Annotated in this window: 19 protein-coding genes and 1 tRNA gene; 8 read left to right on the plus strand and 12 right to left on the minus strand. The window is 64.2% G+C overall.

Annotated features, from left to right (window positions below):
- The first annotated feature begins 134 nt into the window (after positions 1-134).
- The 4 genes from V6M87_RS18930 (at position 135) to V6M87_RS18945 (ending at position 6,164) form a co-directional block, all read left to right on the plus strand.
- Complete coding sequence (locus tag V6M87_RS18930; RefSeq protein WP_332878209.1) at positions 135-1,937, plus strand: methyl-accepting chemotaxis protein; 1,803 nt, start codon at positions 135-137, stop codon at positions 1,935-1,937.
- An 86-nt stretch (positions 1,938-2,023) separates the two neighbouring features.
- Positions 2,024-2,362, plus strand: coding sequence for an energy transducer TonB (locus V6M87_RS18935; RefSeq protein WP_332878210.1), 339 nt, complete (start codon positions 2,024-2,026; stop codon positions 2,360-2,362).
- A gap of 168 nt (positions 2,363-2,530) precedes the next feature.
- A complete protein-coding gene (locus V6M87_RS18940; protein ID WP_332878211.1) occupies positions 2,531-3,601 on the plus strand; it encodes an SDR family oxidoreductase in 1,071 nt (356 codons plus the stop codon).
- 49 nt (positions 3,602-3,650) lie between these two features.
- Entirely contained in the window at positions 3,651-6,164 is a 2,514-nt protein-coding gene (locus V6M87_RS18945; protein WP_332878212.1) for an alpha-L-rhamnosidase-related protein, read from the plus strand.
- Between the two features lie 46 nt (positions 6,165-6,210).
- Here V6M87_RS18945 and V6M87_RS18950 read toward each other — a convergent pair whose 3' ends face one another.
- The 8 genes from V6M87_RS18950 to V6M87_RS18985 all read right to left on the minus strand — a co-directional run bounded on the left by V6M87_RS18950 (position 6,211) and on the right by V6M87_RS18985 (position 14,977).
- Positions 6,211-6,642 (minus strand): YXWGXW repeat-containing protein, encoded by a 432-nt coding sequence (locus tag V6M87_RS18950; RefSeq protein ID WP_332878213.1) that lies wholly within the window; start codon positions 6,640-6,642, stop codon positions 6,211-6,213.
- Between the two features lie 90 nt (positions 6,643-6,732).
- Complete coding sequence (locus tag V6M87_RS18955; RefSeq protein WP_332878214.1) at positions 6,733-9,045, minus strand: putative bifunctional diguanylate cyclase/phosphodiesterase; 2,313 nt, start codon at positions 9,043-9,045, stop codon at positions 6,733-6,735.
- Between the two features lie 262 nt (positions 9,046-9,307).
- Positions 9,308-10,876, minus strand: a complete 1,569-nt coding sequence (locus V6M87_RS18960; protein ID WP_332878215.1) for a hybrid sensor histidine kinase/response regulator — start codon at positions 10,874-10,876, stop codon at positions 9,308-9,310.
- Positions 10,877-10,892: 16 nt separating this feature from the next.
- Complete coding sequence (locus tag V6M87_RS18965; protein ID WP_332878216.1) at positions 10,893-11,696, minus strand: alpha/beta fold hydrolase; 804 nt, start codon at positions 11,694-11,696, stop codon at positions 10,893-10,895.
- Between the two features lie 302 nt (positions 11,697-11,998).
- Positions 11,999-12,598, minus strand: a complete 600-nt coding sequence (locus V6M87_RS18970; RefSeq protein ID WP_332878217.1) for a hypothetical protein — start codon at positions 12,596-12,598, stop codon at positions 11,999-12,001.
- A 52-nt stretch (positions 12,599-12,650) separates the two neighbouring features.
- Positions 12,651-12,917, minus strand: a complete 267-nt coding sequence (locus V6M87_RS18975; protein WP_332878218.1) for a DUF3562 domain-containing protein — start codon at positions 12,915-12,917, stop codon at positions 12,651-12,653.
- Between the two features lie 27 nt (positions 12,918-12,944).
- The gene (locus V6M87_RS18980) at positions 12,945-13,406 is read right to left on the minus strand and encodes a SixA phosphatase family protein (protein ID WP_332878219.1); all 462 of its coding nucleotides are present in this window, start codon (positions 13,404-13,406) and stop codon (positions 12,945-12,947) included.
- Entirely contained in the window at positions 13,406-14,977 is a 1,572-nt protein-coding gene (locus tag V6M87_RS18985; protein ID WP_332878220.1) for a CYTH and CHAD domain-containing protein, read from the minus strand. Before V6M87_RS18985 ends, V6M87_RS18980 begins: the two co-directional genes overlap by 1 nt.
- Before the next feature lie 185 nt (positions 14,978-15,162).
- Between V6M87_RS18985 and V6M87_RS18990 the strand changes: the two genes are divergently transcribed.
- Together V6M87_RS18990 and V6M87_RS18995 are read left to right on the plus strand one after the other, a co-directional pair.
- Positions 15,163-16,617, plus strand: a complete 1,455-nt coding sequence (locus tag V6M87_RS18990; RefSeq protein ID WP_332878221.1) for a Ppx/GppA phosphatase family protein — start codon at positions 15,163-15,165, stop codon at positions 16,615-16,617.
- Positions 16,618-16,624: 7 nt separating this feature from the next.
- Positions 16,625-17,566 carry a bestrophin family protein gene (locus V6M87_RS18995; protein WP_332878222.1) on the plus strand — a complete coding sequence of 314 codons (942 nt, stop codon included), beginning with the start codon at positions 16,625-16,627 and terminating at the stop codon, positions 17,564-17,566.
- Here the strand turns inward: V6M87_RS18995 and V6M87_RS19000 are convergent, their stop codons facing one another.
- Positions 17,567-20,251, minus strand: a complete 2,685-nt coding sequence (locus V6M87_RS19000) for a bifunctional diguanylate cyclase/phosphodiesterase (protein WP_332878223.1) — start codon at positions 20,249-20,251, stop codon at positions 17,567-17,569.
- Between the two features lie 304 nt (positions 20,252-20,555).
- Between V6M87_RS19000 and ppk1 the strand changes: the two genes are divergently transcribed.
- Entirely contained in the window at positions 20,556-22,736 is a 2,181-nt protein-coding gene (ppk1, locus tag V6M87_RS19005; protein ID WP_442920617.1) for a polyphosphate kinase 1, read from the plus strand.
- Between the two features lie 245 nt (positions 22,737-22,981).
- Here ppk1 and V6M87_RS19010 read toward each other — a convergent pair whose 3' ends face one another.
- Complete coding sequence (locus tag V6M87_RS19010; RefSeq protein ID WP_332878224.1) at positions 22,982-24,661, minus strand: alkaline phosphatase family protein; 1,680 nt, start codon at positions 24,659-24,661, stop codon at positions 22,982-22,984.
- 104 nt (positions 24,662-24,765) lie between these two features.
- On the opposite strand from V6M87_RS19010, the gene V6M87_RS19015 reads away from it, so the two are divergent.
- A complete protein-coding gene (locus tag V6M87_RS19015; RefSeq protein ID WP_332878225.1) occupies positions 24,766-25,095 on the plus strand; it encodes a hypothetical protein in 330 nt (109 codons plus the stop codon).
- An 83-nt stretch (positions 25,096-25,178) separates the two neighbouring features.
- Here V6M87_RS19015 and V6M87_RS19020 read toward each other — a convergent pair.
- Both V6M87_RS19020 and murI read right to left on the minus strand, forming a co-directional pair.
- Positions 25,179-25,254, minus strand: a tRNA-His gene (locus V6M87_RS19020).
- 88 nt (positions 25,255-25,342) lie between these two features.
- Positions 25,343-26,209: a glutamate racemase gene (gene murI, locus V6M87_RS19025; protein ID WP_332878226.1), complete on the minus strand. Its 867-nt coding sequence runs from the start codon at positions 26,207-26,209 to the stop codon at positions 25,343-25,345.
- Positions 26,210-26,221: the final 12 nt, after the last annotated feature.

Consider the following 26,221-nt stretch of genomic DNA (forward strand, 5'->3'; position numbering starts at 1 on the left):
GGTTTCTGTCTGCATCGCGTTTTTTTGACTTATCCTGATGGACCCAGAGTTGCCGTTAAGGCACCAAAAATGCACCGTCGAAATGACGCGGCCGCCGAGCGGCTTGATAAACACGACAGAGGAAATAGGACGAAATGAATTTATCGAACATGAAGGTTGGGCAACGCCTCGGCTTGGGATTCGCCTTGGTGCTGGTGCTGCTGGTGGCAGTCACTGTCGTCGGGATCTTGCGCATGGCGCAAATCCAGGACCGTCTCGATCACGTGGTCAGTGTGAATAACGTCGTTACCCGCCTCGTGGTCGACATGCGCAACAACGTCAGCGAGCGCCTCACCTCACTGCGCACCCTGACCCTGATGACCAATCCGGACGACATGGAGCCGGAACTTGATCGCTTCAAAGTTCAGACCGCAAAGTACAATGAACTGAAGAAAAAGCTGGCTGCCAAATTTGCCGCTGAGTCCACTCCGCAGGAAAAAACCTTGCTGAGCCAGATCGAAGGTTACGAAAGCAGCGCGATGCCAGCCATCGCCAAAGCATCGGAACTGTACCTGGCCAACAAAGCTGAAGACGCTACCCGCGTGATGATCAAGGAAATCCGTCCAGTCCAGAAAAAATGGATGGAAGGCCTGGAGCAACTGGCCACGATGGAAGACAAGCAGAATGCCCAGAGCCAGGTCGATGCCGGCGCGGCGTTCGCCAATGCCCGTAACTTCATGCTGATCCTGCTGGCCGTCGCGGTCGCCCTGGGCGTCGCCGCTGCGGTCGTGATTACCCGCAGCCTGCTGCGTCAACTCGGCGCCGAGCCTGGCTACACCGCAAAAATTGCCACCAGCATCGCCCATGGCGACCTGGCCATCGACATCAACACCGACCGTGCCGTCGCTGGCAGCCTGCTGGTGGAAATGAACAATATGCGTGGCAGCCTGGTCGATATCGTCGGCCAGGTTCGTGCCGGCACCGAAACCATCGGCACCGCCTCGCGCGAAATTGCAGCCGGCAACATCGACCTGTCGTCCCGTACAGAAATGCAAGCCAGTTCGCTGGAGAAAACCGCGTCGGCCATGGAAGAGTTGACCTCGACCGTGAAACAGAACGCCGACAACGCCCGTGAAGCCAATTTGCTGGCCGCCAGCGCTTCGGAAGTGGCCCGCAAGGGTGGTGAAGTGGTCTCGCAAGTGGTCGACACCATGGGTTCGATCAACACCTCGGCCAACAAGATTGTCGACATCATCGGCGTGATCGATGGCATCGCCTTCCAGACCAACATCCTGGCGCTGAACGCTGCCGTGGAAGCAGCCCGTGCCGGCGAACAAGGCCGCGGCTTTGCGGTGGTGGCGTCTGAAGTGCGCAACCTGGCCCAGCGCTCGGCGGCAGCAGCCAAGGAAATCAAGACGCTGATCGGCGATTCGGTCGAGAAGGTCGCCGCCGGCAGCAAGCTGGTTGGCCAGGCCGGTGTGACGATGGATGAAGTGGTGGCCAGCGTGAAACGCGTGACCGACATCATGAGCGAGATCGCCAGCGCCAGCCAGGAACAGAGTGCCGGCATCGAACAGGTCAACCTGTCGATCATCGAGATGGATGGCATGACCCAGCAAAATGCCGCACTGGTGGAGCAAGCCGCCGCCGCAGCGCAAAGCCTGCAAGACCAGGCCGGCGAATTGCAGCGGGTGGTGAGCGTGTTCCGCCTGATCGAAGGTGAACAGGTGCAGCAGGCCGCCGCCGCGCCGGTGGCAAGTCGCGCCGTTGCGGTCCGTGCCCCGGCACCGGCCGCCAGGCCGGTCGCACCGCGCGCCGCCCTGAAGCGTCCGGCACCAGTCGCACGTCCGGCGCCAGCGAAAACCGCAGCGAAGGCGGCACCGGCCGCCCCGGCCCCGAAAAAAGCTGCACCAAAAGCCGCTGCCGCCGCCTCCAGCGACGATTGGGAAGAGTTTTAAGTTTGCCTGACCGGTGGCGTGTTCAATGTTCCGCAACCCGCCGCATTTTTATCGTTTTTTAGTGACACACTTTTAAGGAAAATAATATGTCCAAAATTAACTTCATCGCCGCCCTGGCCCTCTCGAGCATCGCTGGACTGGCTATGGCAGCCGAAGTGCCGGCCAGCTTTGATCCGAAAAACTGCAAAGTCGACTATCCAAAAGCATCGCTGATGAACGAAGAGCAGGGCACGACCTCGATGTCGTTCCTGATCGGCGCCGACGGTTCCGTGGCCGAGTCGAAGCTGGAAAAGTCGAGCGGCTTCAAAGGCCTGGACAAAGCAGCGATCAAGTCGCTGTCGGCGTGCAAATTCAAACCAGGCAGCAAGGACGGCGCGCCGGCCCAGACCTGGACCAAAGTCGACTACGCCTGGAAACTCGACTAATTGTTTGATCGCGCACGCCGACCCGGTCGGCGGCGCGCGTCGTGCCTCCCGCGGCCGCGCACACGCGCCGGCCCGCATCGCAGTTCTCTTCCTTCCCCGAATGCATCCGTGCGGCCGATCGCGCCTCAAGGTCCTACAATGGGTTTTTACCATTCAGACGGAGGATGCATGCCCCAACGAAAAGCACTGGTCGTCGGCGCCAGCGGAATTGCTGGCAGCAATCTGGCGCGCGCCCTGATCGCGCAGGGCTGGGATGTCGCGGGGCTGGCGCGCCGTCCGCGCGATGAAGTGCCAGGTGTGGTGCCGGTGGCCGCCGACCTGATGGACCCTGGCAGCCTGGCCGTGGCATTGACCAGCTTGCAGCCGACCCACGTGTTCATCACCACCTGGATGCGCAACGCCACCGAAGCGGAAAATATCCGCGTCAACGGTGCCATGGTGCGCAACTTGCTGGACGCGCTGGCGCCGCAAAAAAGCGTGCAGCACGTGGCGCTGGTTACCGGGCTGAAGCACTATCTGGGGCCGTTCGAAGCCTACGCCAAGGCCGGCACCTTGCCCGACACGCCGCTGCGCGAAGAGCAGCCGCGCCTGCCGCTGGAAAATTTTTACTACGCCCAGGAAGACGAAGTCTATGCCGCAGCGCGCCGCGACGGCTTTAGCTGGAGCGTGCACCGCCCGCACACCGTGATCGGCAAAGCGGTCGGCAACGCCATGAACATGGGCACCACGCTGGCGGTGTTCGCGTCGCTGTGCAAGGAAACCGGGCGCCCGTTCCACTTTCCCGGCTCGCAAGCGCAGTGGGAAGGCATTTCGGACGTGACCGACGCGCGGGTACTGGCGGCCCAGCTGATCTGGGCCGCCACCACCCCGGCCGCACGCAACGAAGCGTTCAACGTCGTCAATGGCGACTACTTCCGCTGGAAGTGGCTGTGGCCGCGCCTGGCGAACTGGTTCGGCGTCGAGGCGGCCGGGTTCGACGGCAGTGTCAAGCCGCTGGCCACGCAAATGGTCGGTGACGAGGCGCGCTGGCGCGCCATGGCCGAACGCCTGCAGCTGGTCGAACCCGACTTGCAGCAACTGGCGTCCGCCTGGCATACCGACCTCGACCTCGGACGCCCGATCGATGTGATGACCGATATGTCGAAAAGTCGCAAGCTCGGGTTCACGACCTACCAGAGCACCGAAGATTCCTTCTTCGACCTGTTCGCCCAGTTGCGGGCCGATCGTTTGATTCCCTAAGTAGTATTCATACATAATGCGTTCTCCTTAATTGTTTCCTGGAAAACGCATGTTGAAACCTTCCATTGCGGCTGCTGTCGCCAGCCTGTGTGCGCTGTCCGGCTGCGCCACAACGCCCGCCAGAGCGCCCGCCACCGAGGTGCGCGACTTTGCCGTCGCCGGCGCCGCCAATGTGCAGGTACGCTTCGCCCGCGACGGCGCCAGCGGCTACATCCAGAGCAGCACCATGCCCACGCGCGAGCAGGCGCCAGCGACGATTCGCTACGCCGAGGTGCCCGGCCAGCCGTTCATCCGTACCGGCAGCGTTGCCTTTGATGCCCTGTTTGCGCACGCGATTTCCGAGATGAAGGAACTGTCCGTGGACGCGATCCGCGACGGCGCGTACAACGACGACCAGCCGATTGCCTGCCACTGCTTCGAGACCGGCGAAAAATGGCATTACGTCTGGACCCGCGATTTGGCATACGGCGCCAACCTCGGCCTGGCCATGCTCGACCCGCGTCGGGTGCGCGATTCGCTCACCTTCAAATTGTCCGGCTACCGGCCCGGCAGCAGCAAGCCGCGCGAGGCGGCTGGCACGGCCGACGGCCTGCAAATCATCCAGGACACCGGCAGCGGCGGCAGCTGGCCAGTCAGCACCGACCGTGTCACGTGGGCGTTTGGCGCGGAGCAGGCGCTCACTGCACTGTCCGGCCCCGAACGCGCGGCGTTTGGCGTGACCGCCCTGAAAGCCCTCTCGAACACGATCGAGAACGACCGCATTGCGGCCTTCGACCCGCGCGACGGCCTGTACACGGGCGAACAATCGTTCCTCGACTGGCGCGAACAAAGCTACGGCCGCGACATCGAAACGGACCTGGCGCGCATGGCGACCGCCAAAGCATTGTCGACCAATGTGGCCCATTACAAGGCCCTGACGCTGGCGGCAAACCTGGCCGCCGACCAGAGCGACAGCGCGCGCGCGCAGCGCTACGCCGCATGGGCGGCGCAACTGAAAACTGCGATCAACGCGCGCTTCTGGCTGGAAGACGCCGGCATGTACGCCAGCCTCACGGCGGCCCATTCCGACGGCGCGCCGCTGCACAAATATGACTGGCTCGGCCTGTCGCTGGCAATTGTCACCGGCATTGCCGACGAAACGCGGCGCGAGCGCATCCTGGCCAGCTATCCGCACGGCCCGGTGGGTGCCCCGGTCATCTTCCCGCAGCAGCAGGGCGTGCCGGTGTATCACAACCGCGCCATCTGGCCGTTCGTGACTGCGTATGGCCTCGATGCCGCGATTGCCGGCGCCAATGTCAGCGTGGCCGACGCGGCGTATGCCTCGCTGCAGCGCGGCGCATCGGTGCATTTGTCGAACATGGAAAACATGGAGTGGTTGTCGGGTCAGCAAATCGTCACCGATGCCGGTCACCCCGAGCTGGGCGGACCGGTGGTCAACTCGCGCCGCCAGCTATGGTCGGTCGGCGCCTACGTCGGGATGGTGGTGCGGAATGTCTTCGGCGTGCGTTACGCCGACGACGGCGTGCACGTGGCGCCGTTCATCACCGCCAGACTGCGGCGCGACAGTTTCAAGGATAGCAATCGGATCGTCCTGGACGATCTGTCCGTGCGCGGCAAAAAGCTGGCTGTGCGCGTGGCCTTGCCGCCTGTATCGAGCAGCGAGGGTCACTATGCGGTCGATGCGGTCACCCTCAACGGCAAACCGGTGGCCGGTGGTTTGATTGCATGGGATACGCTCGAGGAAGACAACCTGATCGAGGTGACGCTGGGTGCGCTGCAGGCCGGTCGCCAGGCCATTCGCAGCGTGGCGGGCGACCCGGCTGCGTTGAGCGGCGCGCTGTTCGCGCCGCGCGAAGCGGCCATCTCGCACGTCGTGGCCGCAGTCACGGGTATTGATGTCGGCATCGCCGACGCACAGCAGGCCGGGCCTGTGGTATATCGTTTATACCGTAATGGGGTATTGGTCGCCGACCAGCTCAAGCAGCCGGCCTGGCGCGATATTGCTCCGCTGGCGCAGGCCAACTGCTACGCGGTCGAGGTGGTCGATGCGGCATCTGGCAATGTCTCGCATCACAGCGGCGCCGTGTGCGCCGAGGCGGGTATCCTGATTGGCGTCGACGACGCGCGCGTGCGCAGCAGCGTGGCGCGCAGCGGCGCGCGCATCGCCGGCTGGGGCGCGCCGCAGGACCGCTTCAGCGTCGACCAGGTGCAGCTCGGCGCGGGCCGCTTCAGCTTCCAGGTGCGCTACACGAATCACGGGAACGCCATCAACACCGGCATCAGCAATGGCGTCAAGGTGCTGTCGGTGGTCGATGCTGCCGGCCACACCGTGGCACGGCGCGTGATCCAGATGCCGCATTTGCCACCCGAATCAGCGCCGATGTACTCGACACCGGCCGATATCCTGCTCAAGGCCGGGACCTACGCGGTGCGCCTGGACGACTTTTATAATATGAGTTATCTGGAAGCGAACGCCGTGTATGCGAACGGTGGCGGCAAGGGCGGGGCCTTGAACAAGGTGGATATTTTTGGCGTGCGGGTATTGCCGCTGGCAGGCCAATAAAAAAGCGCGGCATTTGCATGCCGCGCTTTTGTTTTACCCTGCCGGATTAATTACGGCGCGGGTTGTTCGGGTGATCGTCGGCCCGGTTCGGTACGCCGTCGCCGTCACGGTCGCCACGGCGTGGGCCGTCGGCGCGGTCGCCATGGCGCCAGCCGCCGCGGTCCAGTTCCCAGCCGTCTTTGCCTTGCGACCAGACTGGACGGGCATAAGCGTAGCCAGGACGGGTGCGTTCCCAATGGCCCTTGGTCCAGACATATTTGCGGCCATTCCAGTTCCAGTAACCCGGCGCCCATTCGTAACCGCGGCGTGCGCCCGGCATGGCTTCGCGGCGTGGTGCTGGTGGCTGGGTGCGGACGATGATCACGTCGCCGGCGCCTGCGCCGACATACCCGGCGCCAGCGGCCGATGCGGTGGCGGGAATGAATGCTGCGCTACTGATGGCAATGGCTGCTGCTGCTGCTGTAAGAATGCGTTTCATCACGTCTCCTTGATTGGTTAAGTGACTTCACTATAGCGCTTGCATTCTATTTATGGCGCACAGGAATCATTCGCTTACATCCGATACAACTTAACCCGGAAATGTTTCTGGCATGCCCGTCACTTGCAGCGGCCCGGTGGCGCACAGGCGTGCCACCATCTGCTCGAGCGGCATCGGGCGCGCAAACAGGTAACCCTGCATGCGCGGGGCGCCGTTGGCCGCGAGGAAGTCGGCCTGCTCGCGCGTCTCGACGCCTTCGGCCACGACCGACAAGCCAAGGTGGCTGGCCATGGCCAGGATCGATTGCACGATGGCCGTGCCGTTGGCGTCGCAGGGCGTATCGCGAATAAAACTCTTGTCGATTTTGAGTTCGTACAGCGGCATGCGCTTCAGGTACGACAGGCTCGAATAGCCGGTGCCGAAATCGTCGATCGACAGGCGAATGCCCAGCGCCGCCAGTTCGTGCATGCGGCCGATGGTGTCGTCCAGGTTCTCGATCAGCAGCCCTTCGGTCACTTCGAAAATCAGTTCCGAGGCAGGCGCGCCGGTTTCGCCCAGGATCGTGCGGACCTGGGCAACGAAATCGGTCTGGCGAAATTGCGACGGGCTGACATTCACCGACAGCGGCATCGCAAAGCCGGCCTGGCGCAGTTCCAGGAAACCCAGGCAGGCCTGGCGCAGCGCCCACTGGCCCAGCGAGACGATCAGGCCGCATTCTTCGGCCACGGGAATGAACACATCGGGTGGCACGAAGGTGCCGTTCGGGCGCTGCCAGCGCATCAGCAGTTCGGCGCCGACGGGCAGGCCGCGCGCGTCCACCTGCAACTGCCAGTGCATCGACAGTTCGCCGTTGTCGAGCGCCGCGGCCAGGTCGCGTTCGAGCGTCAGGCGGCGCTCGACTTCGGCCTGCATGGTCGCTTCGAAGAACGACACGCGATTGCGCCCATCGGCCTTGGCGCGGTACATGGCGGTATCGGCTTCGCGCAGCAGGTCGTGGGCAGACTGGTTCGGATGCGACAGCAAGGTCACGCCGATCGAGGCGGAGGTATCGTAGAACTGGTTGTCGACTTCAACGCTTTCGGTAATCGCGCGGCGGATTTTTTCGGCCACCAGCAGGGCCGAGTGCGTGGCCAGACGCGCATCGTCGCCGAGGTGCGCCAGCAGCACCACGAACTCGTCGCCGCCGACCCGCGCTACGGTGTCACCCTTGCGCACCAGTGCCGCCAGGCGGCCCGCGATATTGCGCAGCAGTGCGTCGCCGACGCCATGGCCGCGCGCATCGTTGATGTATTTGAAGTGATCCAGGTCGATGAACAGCAGTGCGCCGTGGCCAGCCTGTTCGCGTGCGTGCGCCAGCAGGCGCTCGATGCGCTCCATCAGCAGGCGCCGGTTCGGCAGGCCAGTGAGGACGTCGAAGAACGCCAGGCGATGGATGTGTTTTTCCGACTTCTTGCGCTCGGTGATGTCGCGCCCGACCATGACCCAGTGCGTGTTGGTGCCATGTTCATCGTTGAACGGCACCATTTCCATTTCGATCCAGTACGGATCGTGGTCCTTGGTGTAGTAGAGCAGTTCGGCGCTGACCGCTTCCATACGCGCCACCGCCTCGCCGATGCGGGCCACTTCTGCCACGTCGGTATCGGCGCCCAGCATCAGGTGCCAGCCGCGGCCGATCACCTCCGGCCGCTGGTAGCCGGTACGGCGCTCGAATGCTTCATTGACAAAAATGATCTGCTGGTTCGCCAGGTCGCCCGGCATCACCTTGGAGATGATCACCATATCGTTCAGGCGCGCCACTGCGGCGGCAGTCAGGCGCAGTTCGGCATTGACCGCATGCAGGGCATCCTGGCCTTCCTGCAGCGAGGTGGCGACGGCGCGCAAATCCTCCAGCGACTTGGCCAGCCGCTGCAGCATGATGGCGCTCGACATGGTGATGACGGCGCCGATGAACAGGTAATTCAGGGAAATCGTGAGGGACGGCAGCAGGGCATGGTCGGGCAGGCGCGCGTAGCCGCTGATGGCCAGGATAAATACCAGGATCGTCGTGCCTGCCAGCGCGATGATGGCGGGCCCGGTACCCAGCAGGACAGCGGCCAGCAGCGGCGCGGCAACCAGGTAGATCTGGCTGACCGGGCCGGCGTACATCATCATCCCCGTGCCCACCAGCACCGGGATGGCGAGGAAATTGAGGACCCGGGTCCGGTAAGCGGCATGTTTGAAATACCACAGGCCGACCAGCCAGCACAGCGCTGCCGCATCGACGAAGAACATCGGCCAGCGGCCTTCGTTGGCCAGCATCGCCATGCTTGGAATCGCGGTGACGAAGGCCATCGCCACGATGAAGGACACCAGCGAAGAGAAAATCTGCGTGCGCCAATGCGCGATATTGTCGAGTGGTGCCAAGTTGAACTTTCGGGTACCCCGCAACGCCGGCACGATGGCCCAGGGTGGGTTCTTTTTGTTCGGGAATCGTATTGCAATACAGAATCATATCCCGCGAGCATGAAATCGTCATTTTTTAAGGCAAATACTGTCGCCTTGAAGTAACAAAGAATCGTGCGTTGTGAGAATTGCGTGAGATTGGTCCGGGACTTGAATTGTGCACATAAAAAGGCGTGGCACAGGTGACTTTTTGTGACTGTTTCAGCGTTTCAAAAACGTGCTTTTACGGCAAGGCAGCGATTGCTTCCTGCAATTTTCCGAAGTCGATCGGCTTGGTCATGTGCAGGTCGAAGCCGGCGAGCCTGGCCCGCTCGCGGTCGGCGTCCTGGCCCCAGCCGGTGGCGGCCACCAGGAACACGGTCGCGCCTTCTTCGCGCTGGCGCAACTTGCGCGCCACTTCATACCCGTTCTGATCGGGCAGGCCGATATCGAGGATCACGATATGCGGGCGGTATGCCGCAGCAAGGGACAGCGCATCGGCGCCATTGTGCGCGCACGCCGTGTGGTGGCCGACCGTCTCGAGCAGCATCGTCATGGTTTCGGTGACGTCGACGTTGTCGTCGACCACCAGAATCCGGCGCTGCGCCGCCGCGACGGCCAGCGCCGTGGCCGGCGCCAGTACAAGCGCTGCGCTGGCGTGGGCCGGCAGGCGCACCTCGAACCGGCTGCCCAGGCCGACCCCGTCGCTGGCGGCACTGATGCTGCCGCCATGCAGCTCAACCAGGCCACGCACCAGCGCCAGGCCAATGCCCAGGCCGCCCTGGGAACGTTCCAGCGCCGGGGTCAGCTGGGAGAACATGTGGAATATGGTCGACAGCGATTGCTGCGGCATCCCGATGCCGGTGTCGCGCACGGTGATCACGGCCTGGCCATCGTCGAAGCTGGCCGTCAGCCAGATATCGCCGCCGGGCGGTGTGTATTTTACGGCGTTATTGAGCAGGTTCAGGATCACCTGCATCAGGCGGGTCGGGTCGGCGTCGAGCGTGACGCCTGGGTCGGGCAGCACCAGGTGCAGCCGGTGCCCGGCTTTTGCTGCCAGAGGACGGGTGTCGTCGGCGGCGGCCTGCATGGTCTCGGCCAGCAGCACGCGTGCCTTGCGCAGCGCCACCTGGCCCAGCGTGATGCGCGAAATGTCGAGCAGGTCGTCGACCAGGTGGCGCAGGTGGCCCACCTGGCGTTCCAGCACCGCCAGCGGCCGGGTGGCCTGTTCGTTGGCGGGCAGCTGCAGTTTCAGCAATTCGATGACGTTGCGAATCGGCGCCAGCGGGTTGCGCAGCTCATGGGCGAGGGTGGCCAGGAACTCGTCCTTGCGGCGGTCCGCCTGTGACAGCGCGGCGTTCAGTTCCAGCAATTTCGACTCGGCGTCGCGGCGCGCTTCGAGCGCGGCCTCGGCGGTTTTGCGTGCTTGCACCAGTTCGCGTTCGTACGAGCGCCGTTCCTTGGTAATGAAGAACGCCACTTCGTCGTGGCAATGGCCGTCGATGTGCTGGCGCACGATATTCATCAGCATCGGGATGCGGGTGCCGTCCCGGTGCGGCACGTCGACCTGGATCTCGGCCACGGAACCTTGCACTTGCAGCATCGGCAGGCAGTGGGTCTGGTAAAACACGCGCGCGCCGACGGTGAACAGTTCCGGCAGATATTTCTTGCCAAGCAAATCTTCAGGGGGCATGCCGAGCCAGCCGCACATGGTGGCGTTGATGCGCACGATCAGGCCATCCGGCCCGGCCGCGAGCAGGCCGCACGGGGCGCGCTCGACCACTTCGGTGGCGGAGATGAGCGGGACGGTCATGCGTGCGCGCGCCCTTTCACAGCGCGCGCTGGTGCAGGAAGGCCGACATGGCCGCAGCGCTGTCGAGCGGGGCGCTCATGTGCGGGTAATGGCCGATATTTTCGATCACGGCCAGCGTGCTGTTGGCGATGTGCTGGTGCAGGTAGGTGCCTACGCCCAGCGGCACCACCGGATCCTGGGTCGATTGCAGGATCAGGGTCGGGGTGGACGAGCGCGGCAGGTCGGCGCGATGGTCCGACAGGAACGTCACTTCAGCGAAATGGCGGGCAATGGCCGGGTCGCTGTTGGAAAACGACATAGTCAATTCACTGCCAAGCGCGGGACCGTTGTCGGTACCCATCAGCGTCGGCGCCATGCTGCTCGACCAGCCCAGGTAATTGCCGGCCATGGCGTCGAGCAGTTCGTCGATATCGGCGCGTGCGAAACCACCGGCGTAGTCGCCGTCGTTGATGTAGCAAGGGGAGGGGCCGACCATGACCTGGGCCATGAAGCGTTGCGGTGCGCGGATGGTGGCGAGCATGCCGATCATGGCGCTGACCGAATGGCCGACGTAAATGCAGGGGCCGTCGCAAAATGCATCCATGACTTCCAGCAGGTCATCCGCATAGCCGTGCAGCGCACCGTATTTGGCGCGGCTGTACGCGGCACCATCGGAGCCACCGCTGCCGACCAGGTCGAACGTCACCATGCGGTATCGGTCGGCGAAGAACGGCAGCATGCGCTGCCACACATTCTGGTTGCAGCCGAAGCCATGCGCCAGCACCAGCGTGGCTGGGCCAGTACCGTGCACCTGCACATTGTTGCGCTTCCTGATGCTCATGTTATTTCCACTTGGACGGTACGGGACAGCCGCGTCATTGGCCGAGCTTGCAGCCATGGTGCCGGGCGTGCCGTGTCGATGTCGGCGCCGGGTAGACCGGAACGATCATATCACGCAGAGACGACTAGTCTGTTGCTTGGCAGTACTGATTTTTTCGATTATTGCTTGCAAGGCAAGGAAGGCGCGACTTGCACCGGATCGCTTGGCGCGACAGAATCGGTGCAAGCGTGGGTGGCAGCGCCGATGGGCGCCGCGCAGGTCTGTTGCAGGAAAAGGTGGGGCCGTGCTGCAAACTTCGCGTGTTACTTTGTCGACGACTTCTTCTTTTTGGTGGCAACCGGCGCAGCCGGCAGGTGGGCCACCAGTTTGGCAATGTGTGCGGAGTCGAGATCAGCCAGGGCCAGCAGGCCGGCACGCAGTAACTGGCCTTTTTTCAGTGCGACGCCGTTGCCCTGATGCGTTTTTTTCATCGCGTCGAGCAAGCCTGCTTCGCTTTCCGGCAGCGCGAACGTGACTTTGACGAACTTGTCCTTGACGGCTTTGGCAGCTTTGGCCGGCACGGCCGGAGCATCGACAGTTACGGACTTTGCCGGTTTTTTGGTGTCGCGCTTCGGTTTGGCGCTTGCCGCCGGCGTGGCCGCGACCTCGGCTGGCGTGTCGATGGCTGGTTCGACCGCCACGCCGTCTGCTACCGGCGCGGTGGCGTCGGCAGCGGCGCCGTCCAGCGGCGCCATGGCAGCGTGCAGCACGTCGTGTGCGGCGAGCGGTTCAGGTGCGGACACGCCGTGCGATGCCGCCAGCGGCAACTCGCCATCCAGTGCCAGCGTGGCCGATGGGACGATGCTGGCGGCAGGTTTGGCGGTCGGGCCGCGCAGGTTGCTGCGATTGGTTTTTTTGTTCATCTGTTCAGGCTTTCAGTAGGGAAGCGAATGCTGAGTGCAAAAAGGCACGGTGCTAGAGCGCGAAGCGCTGTGCTTGCAGGTTACGGTAACCGGCCCGGTACAGGGCTTTTACTTTCTTTTCCACAAGGATGGCAATGTAATCTGTCACCGTCGCCCTGGGCGCCAGTGTGGCCAGGGTGGTCTGGTAGCGTGCCAGCACGTCGTCGATGGGCACGGCCAGTTCGCGTGCAAGCGATTCGATCGATGAACTGTAGCGCTTGTCGTGCAGCAGGTCCGCATCGGGACGCGGCGCATCTATTAATTCAGAAAATTGTTCCATAGCAAGCTCTCCAGGAGGACTTCCTTTCTATGCCGATGCCAGCAACGACGGTGTCATCACTGTCTTGAGGGTCAGCCGGGGTTGGGCTGCGTCGGTATTGCAGGCGAACCACCAGGTCGCGCCGCGGCGCAGGACCAAGGCCGATTCTTGCGCGCCCGCCAAACGGGAAGCCAGTACGCTCATAGCAGGATTATGCCCTATTAAAATGACAAGACCATGACTATCTGGCCAGCCGCTCGCCGCCAGCAACTGGTCGGCGTCCGCATCCGGGGCAATCCGGCGGTCGATTTCGTATGGTAGCGCGAGCGCATCGGCCGTCTCGCGCGTGCGCACTGCCGGGCTGGCGACGATGCGCACGGCGCCGGGCAACTGGGCCTTCAGCCACTGCGCCATCTGCTCCGCCTGGCGCCAGCCTTTTGGGGTGAGGGCGCGCGCCATGTCGTCGTCACCGTCTTCGGCTTCGGCGTGGCGCCATAAAATGAGTTCCATCAACGGCCCCCTTTGCGGATCAGGTCGCGCACGCCCGCGGCGGCGGCGGGATGGGCCAGCTTGCGCCATGGCGCCTGGCGTTGCGCCAGTCGCGCCGCGGCAATGCCGTTCAGGTACGCCGCCACAACATGCACCTGCGTGGCCAGTTCCGGCCGCGCCTGCGCATAGCCGGCCAGGATGGTCTGCGCCACGTGGCTGTCGTTGAGCACGCCCAGCGCATGCTGCACGGCGGACAGTTGTTTGACATAGCGCTTGGCCTTGTTGCTGCGCTCGATCGCGCCGAAAAACTCGACCGCGTAGCGGGCCTGCTTGCAGCCGATGCGCAGCCGGTGCAGCGAGCTGCTGTCGTGGTCGCCGAGTTTGTGCACCGTGTTCGCGCGTTTGCGCACCTTGTCATGTGCGGCGGCGAGCGCGCCGCGTGCGAAGATCGCCAACGGGCGCCGCAGGCGCGCGCGGCCCGCGCGCGAGGCGTCCTTGCGCCAGCGCTTGCCGTCCACCCACGCGAACAGGCCCAGCATCATTTGCGCGTAGTGGGTGGCGTGCACGGCGCGGCGCGCGGCCGCGCGTTTTTCGTGCGCATCTGCCTGCACATGCTCGAACAGGCTTTGCAGAAAATCGCGGTGCCGGCCGGCGTCGGCAATGCGTGGCAAGGTGGTGAGCAGCAGCACGTCGGCATCGCGCGCTGCGCCCAGCATGACGGCAACGTCGTCGAGCTGCGCCTGCAGGTCGGCGGGCAGGGCGACCAGGTCGCGAAACAGTTTCAGCGCCGACTTGAAGCGGCGCAGCCCGACGCGCAACTGGTGCAGGTATTCGGGGTCGTCGCTCTCGAGAAACCCCTGGGCATTGCTTTGCGCATGTTCGAGGCAGGCGGCCAGGATGCGGCGCAGTCCCTGCTCGACGCTGGCGCGGCGCGGCAAGGCGATGGCGCTGGCCTTGCGCGGCTGCATCCCTTGGCCCAGCAAGGCGAAGCCACGCTCGGCCTTGCTGACAAAACTCAGTTGCACCGGGATGTGGCGCGCCAGCTGGTGCGCCGCCGTGTACAAGGCCGATTTTTTGCCGGACTTGCGTTCCAGTTCGATTTCGGCAAACGTACTTCGGGCGCCATTGGCCAGCGTGGTGCCTTCATCGAGCGCCATCTCGATGCTGGCGCCGTCCACCTCCAGCGTCCAGGTGGTGCGCCTTGCCTGCACCGTGAACAGTTCGGCCAGCGTGCCGCTGCGTTCGACACGGCGCAGCATGCGCGCATACTTTGCCGGCAAGTGATTGGCCTGGAGCAGGCCGCGCACATCGGGGCTACTGGTGCCCACCGCCGATTCCCATTCACCCCGCACCAGCGGCCCGGCAGCGGCCCCGTCCGGCTGGCCCTTGAGCGTTTGGGTGCGCTGCTGCGCATCCTCGCGCACCCGCAGCGACAGGCCGTGCTTTTGCAAGGCGTTATCGGGCGTGTCGAAATAATGCGAGGTGAGTTGGCGTGTGACCGGCTCCTTCGTGGCAAAATCCTGCAGCAATCGCTGCGAAGAAATTTTATGCAGGTGGTCCACGCTGGATGTCAATTTGAGTTCGGTTTCCATGGCGAGAATGCCTCGGCTGAGCTAGTAAGAGTTGGTTCATGGTAGACCTTTTTGCGCCCGCCTGCCGCACACCTGTGGTGGGATCGACATCGTTGCCGCACTTTGATCTGGCGCAATCTGTCACACTATGCGCACTTTTGCGGCCCGTGGCGGGCCGCTGCTTTCCATCCAAAGGTATTTCCATCATGTTTGCTGCAGTCGATTTAGGGTCCAACAGTTTTCGCCTCCACATTGGCCACCAGGCCGGCAACCGGATGCGCGTGGTGAAGACCGCGCGCGACCCGGTGCGCCTCGCGGCCGGGCTGGACAAGGACAAGATCCTCAGCGCCGAGGCCATTGCCGACGGCGTGCGCGCGCTACGCAGCTTCAAGGAAATTCTCGGCCAGCACCAGTTGACCGGGGTGCGCGTGGTGGCCACCAACACTTTCCGCGTGGCGCGCAACGTGGCGGCCTTCATGCCGCTGATGGAGCAGGCCATCGGCTATCCGATCGAGATCATTTCGGGCGAAGAAGAGGGGCGCTTGATCTACATGGGCGTGTCGCATGAAGTGGCGCGCCCGCTCGAGGCGCGCCTGGTGATCGATATCGGCGGCGGCTCCACCGAGCTGATCCTCGGGCGCGGCAACGACATCGACGTGGTCGAGTCGTTCGGTATCGGCACCCAGCAGCAGAGCATCACCTTTTTCCCCGACGGCAAGATCGACGCGCGCGCGTTCGAGGCCGCCATCACGTCGGCCCGTTCGCGCTTCGATGACGCCGCCGCCCTGTTCCGGCCCGGTGAATGGGAGGCCGTGTATGGCTCGTCCGGCACCATCCGCGCGATTGCCGAAGTGATCGCCGTGAACGGCATCGGCGACGGCGCGATGTCGTTCTCCAGCCTGAAGGCGCTCGAAGCGGTGCTGGTGCGCTGCGGCCACGTCGACCGCTTCCTGCTGCCCGGCATCAAGCGTGAACGCGTATTCGTCATGCTGGGCGGCCTGTCGGTGCTGCTGGGCGTGATGGAAGAATTGCAGGTGCCGCGCATGGTGGCCATCAACGCCGGCCTGCGCCTGGGCGCGCTGTGCGACCTGGAGATGCGCTCGAACCGGCTCGACCGGCGCGACCAGGCCATCGAAGTGTTCCAGCGCCGCTTTCGGGTGGACGAAGAACGCGCCGCGCGCACTGCCGCGCTGGCGCGCCACCTGCACCTGCAGCTCGATCCGGAGGCGGGACCGTACCAGCGTTACCTCGACTGGGCCAGCCGCCTGCACGAAGTGGGCCAGGCCATCTCCCACAGCGGCGCGCACAAGCACGGCGCCTACATGGTCGAGAACGCCGACATGCCGGGCTTTACCACCGGCGACCAGGCCATCATGGGTAAGCTCGTGCTGGGCCAGAAGGGCAATTTGCGCAAGGTGAAGGAGCAGCTGGGCGACCCTGATTTCGCGCGCGCCCAGCTGGCCCTGCGCCTGGCCGCGATGATGATGCATGCGCGTCTCGACGAACACATCGAAGGCATCCGGCTGCGCATGAAGTCGCGCATCGATATCGGCGTGGGCGCCGACTGGGCCAAGCGCCATCCGACCGTGATGTTCTGGCTGGAGAAGGAAAAAGATTGCTGGGACGAGGTGAGCGTGGCGCTGTCCGTGTCGGTCGGCTAGCGCACCGGTGATCCTGCGCGAGCGCCCCTCGGGCATCAAGCTGTTCCTCGCCTTGCGCGGCTCGATCGTGCCGCGCATCCTGCCCGCGCTGATCGTGAACGTGGCCATCGCCACGCTGGTGACCTGGTCGCACGGCGACCTGTTTCACCTGAAGATCACGCTGACGACGATTCCGTTTACGCTGATCGGCTTGCCGCTGGCGATCTTCCTCGGCTTTCGCAACAACGCAGCCTACGACCGTTTCTGGGAAGGGCGCAAGCTGTGGGGCGAGCAGGTGCTGCGCAGCCGCAGCCTGGCGCGCCAGTGCTGCAGCCTGATCGACTATCCTGCGCCGGCCACCATTGCGGACGGCCTGGCCGACACCCGCGTGCGCATGGTGCTGCGCGCGATCGCCTTCAACTTTGCCGTGCGCGACCTGCTGCGCCAGCAAGCGCCGGCGCGCGCCACGCAAGACCTGCTGGCGCCGGCCGAATGGGCCGCGCTGCAGGGTGCGCCGAATCCGCCCGCCTACCTGATGCAGCAAATGGGCATGGACCTGCAGTTGTGCATGAAGGAAGGCCGCATCGACCCTTGCCTGGCCGTGGCCATCGACACCACGCTGACGGCGCTGACCGGCGCCGCCGCCTCGTGCGAGCGCATCAAGAATACGCCGCTGCCGTTTTCCTACGTGTTGCTGCTGCACCGCACCTCGTACCTGTACTGCTTTTTGCTGCCATTCGGGCTGGTCGATTCGATCGGCTTCATGACGCCGTTCGTGGTCGCCATTGTGGCCTACACCTTTTTTGGCCTGGACGTGCTCGGCGACGAGATCGAGGAACCGTTCGGCACGGAAGCGAATGACTTGCCGCTCGACGCCATCTGCCGCGCCATCGAGATCGACCTGCGCGCGGCGCTGGGCGACCCCGATTTGCCGCCGCCGCTACTGCCGATCAATTATCGGTTGACGTAATTACGCCAGCGCCAGGCGCCGTTGCAGCAGGGCCGCCATCTGCGCCGCCGGCATCGGCCGGTCGATCAGGTAGCCTTGCACCTCGTCGCAGCGCAGCGCGGCCAGCACGGCCAGTTCGGCCGGTGTTTCGACGCCTTCGGCCACCACCGACATGCCCAGTGCGTGCGCCATCGAGACGATCGCCTGGAAAAACACTTTACCTTCGGCCGCCACGCCCAGCTGGGCGGTGAAGGCGCGGTCGACTTTCAGGCCGTCCATGCGCAGCCGCTGCAGTTGCGACAGCGACGAGTAGCCGGTGCCGAAATCGTCGACATACAGGGCCAGGCCGAGGGCGCGCAGGGCGGCCAGTTCGGCCACCACTTCGTCCTGCTCGCCCAGCATGGCCGACTCGGTGATTTCAATTTGCAGCAGGTGGGCCGGGATCCGGTGCCGGACCAGGGCCGCGCCGACTTGCGCTGCCAGCCCGCGCCGCATGAACTGCTTGGGCGAGATATTGATAGAGACAGGCACCGGATCGAGCCCATCATTGCGCCACGCGGCAAGCTGCGCGCAGGCCTGTTCGACGACCAGTTCGCCGATGCGCAGGATCAGGCCACCCGCTTCGGCGACGGGAATGAAGGCCGCTGGCGACACGTGGCCGAGCACCGGGTCGTGCCAGCGCAGCAGCGCTTCCATGCTGCGCAGCTGGCCCGAGCCGGTATCAACGCGCGGCTGGTAGTGCAGCACAAGCAGGCCGGCGTCGATGGCGTCGGCCAGGCGCTGCTTGAGCTGCATGCGGGTGCGCGCCGCATGCGAGATGGCGTGGTCGAAGTAGCGGTACTGCCCCTTGCCGTCGTTTTTGCCCGCGTACATCGCCATATCGGCGTGCTGGATCAGCGTGCTGGCGTCGGCGCCGTCGTTGGGCGCCAGCGCAATGCCGACCGAGGCGCCGACCAGCACCTGCACGCCATCGCCGATGGGGAAGGGCTGGGCAAATGCGCCGATGACGCGCTCGGCCACGCTGGCGCTGTGCAGCGGGCCGTCGCAGCAATCGAGCAGGACGACGAATTCGTCGCCGCCGAAGCGCGCCACCCGGTCCTGCGGGCGCAGCAGGGACAGCAGGCGCGCGGCGGCCGCTTGCAGCAGGCGGTCGCCGGCGCCGTGGCCATGGGTATCGTTGACCTGCTTGAAGTCGTCGAGGTCGATGAACAGCAAGGCCGAGGCGGCGCCATCCTGCTGCGCGCGCTCGAGCGCCTGCTGGGCGTAGTGCAGAAAGGCGGGCCGGTTCGGCAAGCCGGTCAGGCTGTCTTCGTTGACCAGGCGCGCTGTCTGCGCCTCGTGCGCTTTTCTCTCGCTGATGTCCTGCAGGGTGATGGCCAGGCCCGCGCCGACCCGCACCAGGCGCCGGTGGCCCCAGCGCAGATTCATGCCCGGTTCGTCGGAAATGCGCCGGTCTTCTTCGTAAAAGCCGGTTTCCATGGCAGCCTGGTAGGACGCGAACAGTGTTGCGTGATCGGTGCCCAGGTTCACCTCGGAGAGCAGTTTGCCGACCAGGCTGGCGCGCTGGTAGCCGTAGAACCAGGCGCCCTGCTCGTTGCAATCGACGATGCGGAAGTCGGTGATGGCGCCCTTGCGGTCGCGCACCGGCGAGGCCATGTAAAACCCATCGTTGGCGTGTTCGGTGGCGGTACGGTAGACGCGCCGCACTTCGTCCTGCTCGCGCTCGCGCGCGGCGGCGCGCAGGGTCAGGATGCTGGCCAGCAGCGCCAGCACAGCCAGCGCGACGGAGGCGGCCAGCGCATTGTTGCGGCTGGCGCGCCAGTGGCTTGTCGCCGGCGCCAGCGCGTCGTCCAGGCTCAGGGCCACCAGCGCCGTCACCTGGTAGTCGCTCGAGGCTTTCCAGCCCAGCATGCGCGTGTAGCCATCGGCACTGGCGGCCGGCAGCAGTTGCATGCCGGCCGCGCCCGACCATCGACTGGCGTCGGGCGGCAGGATCGCGCCAGGCGCGCCCAGGTGCGGGTTGCCGTGGGCGGTCTGCTCGACGCGCAAATGGTCGTCGCCGCCGGCCGCGCCCAGTACGCCGGCGCGGCCCAGCATGGCCGGGCTGCCGAAGGCGGTGAAGTAGCCGGCGTCGATGGCCATCAGCACCACGCCGTCGAATTCATCGTCGTCAGTGTCGAGCCGGCGCGTCAGCAACACCACGTCGCGGCCGAGCCAGGGGAGGTCCTGGGCCGCGCTGCCGACGGGGGTGGCGCCGATGCGCAGGGCGCTGGAATTGCTGTTGCTGTGCGCGCTGAAAAAGTCGGCTTGCGCAAAGTTGACGCTGCCGCGCCCGGGCCGCGTGGAAGAGCGCAAGGTGCCGTTGCGGTCGAGCACGCTGACGTTGACGAAGGCGGCATCGCTGAACATGCCCGCTGCCTTCATGTCTTCCAGCAAGCTGGTGCGGCGCGCATGTTCCCAGCTGTGCTTGAGTTGCATGGTGACCTGGTCCATCTGCGCGATCGAGCGGGTCAGGTATTGCGCGTAGGCTTCTGCATACGTCGCGGTTTGCTGCACCAGCAGCGCGCGCGCGGCTTGCCTTTCGACCCTGGCGTTGCTGATGAGATTGACCCAGAGAAGGGCGGCGCCGAGCAAGGCGCACAGAGGCCAGGCCAGGTGCAGGTACGGTTTGGTGCGGGACAGGATATTCAGGACGATTTTTCTCATGGTTCAGTTCAGGTCCGGGGCGGTCATCATCGCGTCACACTGCACGGGCACACTGGCCAGGTCTTGTGCAGGAGGACCGCACGGGCAGCTTTGTCCGGTCGGCTCGAGCATCGGCACCAATTTCGGCAACGCTGCAGTGCCAGCGTTGCAACCATTATAACGAGTTGATGTTAAGCAATTAATGTGACCGCCGAATGACGTCGCGCAGGTACGCGGCCACGGTGGGTCGGTCACTTACCTTTTCTGTAACAGTCCTGTCATACTTGTTCACTAAGATAGCTGGTCTTCGAACAGGAATTGCCACATGGATATGAAGTCACCCGGCACCGGGCCCGCCCGTGTCGCCATCCCGGAAACCGATCAATACCTTAACCGCGAACTGTCCCTGCTGGAATTCAATTTGCGCGTGCTGGCCCAGGCCGAGGATGTCACTTTGCCGCTGCTTGAGCGCCTGCGTTTTCTGTGCATTGTCAGCAGCAATATCGACGAATTTTTCGAGGTGCGCGTGGCCAGCCTGCTGGCGCAGCACAAGATCGACAGCGCGCACGGCGATTTGTCGGGCGTGTTTGCGGCGACGCTGGAGCACGTCAGCAACGAAGCGCGCCGCCTGATCGCGCGCCAGTACGCACTGCTTAATGACCAGATCCTGCCGCAGCTGGCCGAGAAGCAGATTTTCCTGCTGCGCCGCAGCGACCGCAATCCGGCCCAGAAGGCGTGGGTCAAGCGTTACTTCGACGAGCAGGTCCGTCCGCTGCTCACGCCGGTCGGGCTTGACCCGGCCCACCCGTTCCCGCGCGTGATCAACAAGAGCCTGAATTTCATCGTCGAGCTGGCGGGCAAGGATGCGTTCGGGCGCGGCAGCGGGATTGCCATCATGAAGGCGCCGCGCGTCTTGCCGCGCGTAATACGCCTGCCGGACGAATTGTCCGACCAGAAGGGGGCCTCGTATTGCTTGCTGTCGTCGGTGATCCAGTCGCACATCGCCGACCTGTTCACGGGGCGCGAAGTGCTGTCGTATTCGCAGTTCCGCGTGACGCGCAACAGCGACCTCTGGGTCGACGAGGACGAGGTCAAAAACCTGCGCCAGGCGCTGCAGAGCGGTTTGCACAGCCGGCACTACGGTTTCGCGGTGCGGCTGGAAGTGGCGCACGCGTGCCCGCCGCACCTGTCCGACTTTTTGCTGGACCAGTTCAATATCGACCGCAGCCGCCTGTTCGCCGTGGACGGGCCGGTCAACATGGGCCGGTTGCTGGAAATCGTCAACAGCAATGCGCGCCCTGAATTGAAATTTGCGCCGTTTATGCCGGGTTTTCCGGCCAAGCTGGGCAACCGCGACATCTTCGCCACCTTGCGCAAGCAGGATGTACTGCTGCACCATCCGTTTCAATCGTTTCAGCCGGTGGTCGACTTCATCAAGGAAGCGGCGCGCGACCCGGACGTGTTGGCCATCAAGCAGACCATCTACCGCGCCGGCATGGATTCGGAGCTGGTCGAGGCGCTGATTAGGGCGGCGGTCAGCGGCAAGGAAGTGACGGTGATTGTCGAACTGATGGCGCGCTTCGACGAAGAAGCCAACATCAACTGGGCCGAGCGCCTGGACGAAGCGGGCGCGCAGGTGGTCTACGGCGTGGTGGGCCTGAAAACCCATGCCAAGATGGCGCTGGTGCTGCGTCGCGAAAACGGCACGCTGCGCAGTTACGCCCACCTGGGCACCGGCAACTACAACCCGACCACCGCCCGCCACTACACCGATTTCGGCCTGATGACGGCCGATGTGGCGCTCACCTCCGATGTCAACGAGGTGTTCATCCATTTGACCAGCCTGACGCGGCCGAAAGCGCTGGAGAACCTGTGGCTGGCGCCGTTTACGCTGCAAAAGCATCTGTGCCAGGCGATCCGCAAGGAAGCATCGATTGCGCGCAGCGGCAAGCCGGCGCGCATCATCGCGAAGATGAATTCGCTGACTGATGAAACCATCATCCGCGCGCTGTACGATGCATCGGAAGACGGCGTACGCATCGACCTGATCGTACGCGGCGCGTGTGCGCTGCGGCCGGGTTTGGCGGGCTTGTCGAGCAACATCCGGGTGCGTTCGGTGGTGGGGCGTTTTCTGGAGCACACGCGGATTTTCTACTTCCGCAACGAGCGCGACAGCCAGGTGTATCTGAGCAGTGCCGACTGGATGAGTCGCAACCTGCTGCGCCGGGTGGAAGTGGCGTTCCCGGTGAAGTCGCCGGCGCTGAAAAAGCGCGTGCTGCGCGAGGGCCTGTATCCCTACCTGAAAGACAATGTCGACGCGTGGGAGCTCGACAGCGACGGCCACTACCGCCGCCGCAAACCGCGCAGCAAGCAGACCCGCAACAGCGCGCAGGATATGCTGCTGAATCTGCTCAGCGAAGTCGCCACCCCCACCAGCAAGGAAGTGCGCGACGCCGAAGCGGAATTGCTGGCGCAGGGTCACGTGGCGCCGTCACCAAAAGCATAAAACCGCAGCGCCAACAAGAAAGGGAGTGCTTCAAAGCACTCCCTTTTTTCACGCCCATATGGTTCGCCCAACGATACAACATCTTCCCAAAATCAATAGCCCAACAATTAGGGTCAGAGTAGAATTATTGGCCAATTGATTGCAGAAAACCACATAAAATCAACAAGTTATATCGCGCGTGGCGTGATCAATTGCTCAAAAATTCGACTCTGACCCTAATTCTTTTGCAATTGATTTTAGGCAGCTTAGTTGGTGCGCAGGAGTTCGGTCAGGACGCGGCCTTCGGCGCCAGCAGGCGGGCGCACGCGCAGCAGGTTGGCCAGGGTGGGGGCGATGTCGACGGTTTCGGCGTACTGGCCGTAATGGCCGGGCTTGATCCAGGCCGGGCCACTCAAGACCAGTGGCACGTTGGTGTCGTACGCATACGGCGAGCCGTGCGAGGTGCCGGTGCTGCCCGAGCCGAACAGCCAGTTCGGCTTGGTGATGACGATCAGGTCGCCCGACAGTTCACGGTTCCACGCGCGCTGCATCAGCACGCCCAGGCGCGTGGTGCCGGCATTGCCCACCGCACCCGCTTCGAATTGCGTGCGGGTGAACACTTCCGCTACTCCGGCCTGCGTGCGCAGGAACTGCGCGGCGCTGTGTTCGACGTCGGCACGGGCGAGGCCCAGCTTGTCGATGGCCGCGTAGTCGAGGTGCAGGTTCGGCACCGACTGCGCGATGACCAGTTTCGGCTTGCCGTATCTGGCGGCCAGCGCGCCGTTCAGGGCATCCGTCAGCTTGGCGCCGTCGATGCGGCCGGCATCCTGGTGCGCGGCTTTTGCGAACTCCGGCGTGTTCGGGAAGCCATGGTCCGCCGTCAGGACGTACAGCACTTTGCCGGCGCCGACTTTGCGGTCGATGTAGCTCATGAAGTTGGCCAGCATGCGGTCGAGCCGTTGCAGGTGGTCGTGCGACATCTTGCTTTCGGGACCGTACGCATGGTTGACGTAGTCGTGCGCCGACAGGCTTACGCCCAGCAGGTCCGGCACGCCGGCCGGGTTGTTGCCGAGCTGCTCGCCCTCGACCGCCGCGCGCGCGAAATCGAGCGTCAGCTCATCGAGGAAGGGGCTGGCTTTCAGGCGATTGTAGTAACCGGCATCGATGTCGCCGCTGTCGCTGTAGTAGGCAAACGGAAAGCGGTTCGGCGACGCTGGCGTGGCCGGATACAGCTCGTCCGGCGCATCGGTGGCGTAGGCCGCGTCGGCCAGCAGCGGCTTCCAGCTCTTGCCGTAGTAGCGTTCCTGCGGCTTGGTTGCCGCATAGCGCTGCGCCCATTGCGGATGCTGCTGCATATAGAAGGTCGACGAGGCGAAATTGCCGGTCTTGTCCATGTACATATACGGCGTGCCCGATTTGCCCGCCAGCAGGATTGCGCCGCGGTCCTTGCCCGATACCGCGATGACCTTGGCGCGGTTGCCGGTTGCATAACGCAGCTGGTCGCCCAGCGTGTCCACGCGCAGCCGGTTCGGCGAGGTGCCGTCGCCGGCCTTGGTCTCTTCGCCGATATAGGTGTAAGCCGCGTCTTCGGTGCAGTACACCGATTGCCTGGTGACCGGGTCGATCCAGTTGTTGCCGATGATGCCGTGCTGGTAAGGGTAGGCGCCGGACAGGATCGCCGCGTGGCCCACCGCCGTGACCGTCACGCCATGCGCCTGGTGCGCATTGCTGAACGTGGCGCCCTGATCCATCAGGCGGCGCAGGCCGCCCTGGCCGAACTGGTCACGGTAGCGCTGCAGCTGCTCGTTGGGCAGGCCGTCGACGACCAGGACCACCACCAGTTTTGGTGGCGCCGGCAGGGCGACCGCCACCGTGGGGGTAGCCGCCTGAACAGTGTGAATGGTGAACAGCAGGACGGCGGAAGCGGCGAACGAAAGAGGGCGCATGGCGTGGGGGCAGAAAGTGGGCAATTTTCCAGCTTAGCAGCGTAATGTGACGGACGCATGACGATACAATGAGTGCTGGCTGAATCAACCCTTGAGGCGCCGCGATGAGCACCCTGCGCAGACTGCTTCTGATCGTCACGTTGGGCATCGCCGCCTCGTTGCTGTCGAGCGCGCTCCGAGGCACTGTGCCTGGCCTGTGCCCCAATGTGATCGGCGAGCGGCCGTGCGCGCTGGTGGCGGGCGGCTGGCCGGTACGGTATATCGTCGACGTTCCGGGTATCTCCGTCGAGGGGTCGATCAACCTGCTCAGCGCGATCGGTAGCGAGGACAGTTTCCTCGTCGGCGCCTGGCTGCAGGACGTGGCCTACTGGTCGTTCGGGTGGGCGGTGTTGGGATGGGCTGCCGGCCGGGCTAAAAAGCCGGCGCGCCGATAAGCCATTTAACGCAGTGAAGCGGCGCCCATAACAAAAAAGGCTACAAGCCGAAGCATGTAACCTTTGATTTACTGCATATTCTTTGGGGTGGCTGATGGGGCTCGAACCCACGACAACAGGAATCACAATCCTGGACTCTACCAACTGAGCTACAGCCACCACTGACTTACGTTTTCTGTTCAGGGGTTGCCCGAACAGAACGAGATTATACAAACAACTGCGCCTGCTGGCAAATTTTATTGTCCGGTCAATCCTGTGCCGGAAAAGCGGCTGCCGTCGGCACCGGAAAGCCCACTTGCACCACTGGCGCCGTCACGCCGGCCAGGTTGGCAAATGCGGCCCCAAGCGCGGAAATGCTGGCGCTGGTGAAGCCGGCTACTTTCGTCACGCCGCCCTCGCTGCGCAGCAAGTTGGCTTGCCCCAGCAAGCGCGCCAGTTGGCGCGCCACCGCGTCGCCCGTGTCGATCAGCGTGACCGGCGCCGTCGTGGCCGCCGCAATCACTTGCTCGATCGTGGCGCGCACCAGCGGGTAGTGGGTGCAGCCCAGCACGATGGTGTCGGCGCCGTCTTCAAGAAGGGGCGTGATGAAGCGCGTGAGCAGCGCTTCGATCTCGGGGGCGCCCAGGTTGCCCAGTTCGATCTGGTCGACCAGGCCCACGCACGGCTGCAACAAAAATTGCACGCCGGTGGCTGCGCTGACCTGTTCGCGCAGGGCCAGAAACTTGGCGCCGCGCAGTGTCATGTCGGTGGCCAGCACGCCGACTTTGCCACTGCGGCTGGCCGCCGCCGCCGGTTTCAGGCCCGGCTCCACGCCCACGATCGGCATGTCCGGATAGTGCTCGCGAAGTACCTTGATGGCCGCCACGGTGGCGCTATTGCAGGCCACCACCAGCGCCTTGGCGCCGCGCGCGACCAGGAACTGCGCGATCGACAGCGAACGCGCGGCCACTATCTGCTCCGGCTTGTCGCCGTAGGGTGCAAAACCGGAGTCGGCCACGTACAGCAACTGCTCATGCGGCAGCTGGGCGCGGATATGGCGCAGGATCGACAAGCCACCGACACCCGAATCGAAGATGCCGATCGGGGCCGTGCTGACAGCAGGGGCGGGCGTCACAGGGGCACCCGA

The organism is Massilia sp. S19_KUP03_FR1, from assembly GCF_036688685.1.
Classification (GTDB): domain Bacteria; phylum Pseudomonadota; class Gammaproteobacteria; order Burkholderiales; family Burkholderiaceae_D; genus JALYUM01.

What these genes read in the sequence shown, in the direction of transcription:
- V6M87_RS18930 (WP_332878209.1), top strand. Translation starts at nt 135, where the DNA reads ATGAATTTATCGAACATGAAGGTTGGGCAACGCCTCGGCTTGGGATTC.
- V6M87_RS18935 (WP_332878210.1), top strand. Translation starts at nt 2,024, where the DNA reads ATGTCCAAAATTAACTTCATCGCCGCCCTGGCCCTCTCGAGCATCGCT.
- V6M87_RS18940 (WP_332878211.1), top strand. Translation starts at nt 2,531, where the DNA reads ATGCCCCAACGAAAAGCACTGGTCGTCGGCGCCAGCGGAATTGCTGGC.
- V6M87_RS18945 (WP_332878212.1), top strand. Translation starts at nt 3,651, where the DNA reads ATGTTGAAACCTTCCATTGCGGCTGCTGTCGCCAGCCTGTGTGCGCTG.
- V6M87_RS18950 (WP_332878213.1), bottom strand. Translation starts at nt 6,642, where the DNA reads ATGAAACGCATTCTTACAGCAGCAGCAGCAGCCATTGCCATCAGTAGC.
- V6M87_RS18960 (WP_332878215.1), bottom strand. Translation starts at nt 10,876, where the DNA reads ATGACCGTCCCGCTCATCTCCGCCACCGAAGTGGTCGAGCGCGCCCCG.
- V6M87_RS18965 (WP_332878216.1), bottom strand. Translation starts at nt 11,696, where the DNA reads ATGAGCATCAGGAAGCGCAACAATGTGCAGGTGCACGGTACTGGCCCA.
- V6M87_RS18970 (WP_332878217.1), bottom strand. Translation starts at nt 12,598, where the DNA reads ATGAACAAAAAAACCAATCGCAGCAACCTGCGCGGCCCGACCGCCAAA.
- V6M87_RS18975 (WP_332878218.1), bottom strand. Translation starts at nt 12,917, where the DNA reads ATGGAACAATTTTCTGAATTAATAGATGCGCCGCGTCCCGATGCGGAC.
- V6M87_RS18980 (WP_332878219.1), bottom strand. Translation starts at nt 13,406, where the DNA reads ATGGAACTCATTTTATGGCGCCACGCCGAAGCCGAAGACGGTGACGAC.
- V6M87_RS18985 (WP_332878220.1), bottom strand. Translation starts at nt 14,977, where the DNA reads ATGGAAACCGAACTCAAATTGACATCCAGCGTGGACCACCTGCATAAA.
- V6M87_RS18990 (WP_332878221.1), top strand. Translation starts at nt 15,163, where the DNA reads ATGTTTGCTGCAGTCGATTTAGGGTCCAACAGTTTTCGCCTCCACATT.
- V6M87_RS19000 (WP_332878223.1), bottom strand. Translation starts at nt 20,251, where the DNA reads ATGAGAAAAATCGTCCTGAATATCCTGTCCCGCACCAAACCGTACCTG.
- ppk1 (WP_442920617.1), top strand. Translation starts at nt 20,556, where the DNA reads ATGGATATGAAGTCACCCGGCACCGGGCCCGCCCGTGTCGCCATCCCG.
- V6M87_RS19010 (WP_332878224.1), bottom strand. Translation starts at nt 24,661, where the DNA reads ATGCGCCCTCTTTCGTTCGCCGCTTCCGCCGTCCTGCTGTTCACCATT.
- V6M87_RS19015 (WP_332878225.1), top strand. Translation starts at nt 24,766, where the DNA reads ATGAGCACCCTGCGCAGACTGCTTCTGATCGTCACGTTGGGCATCGCC.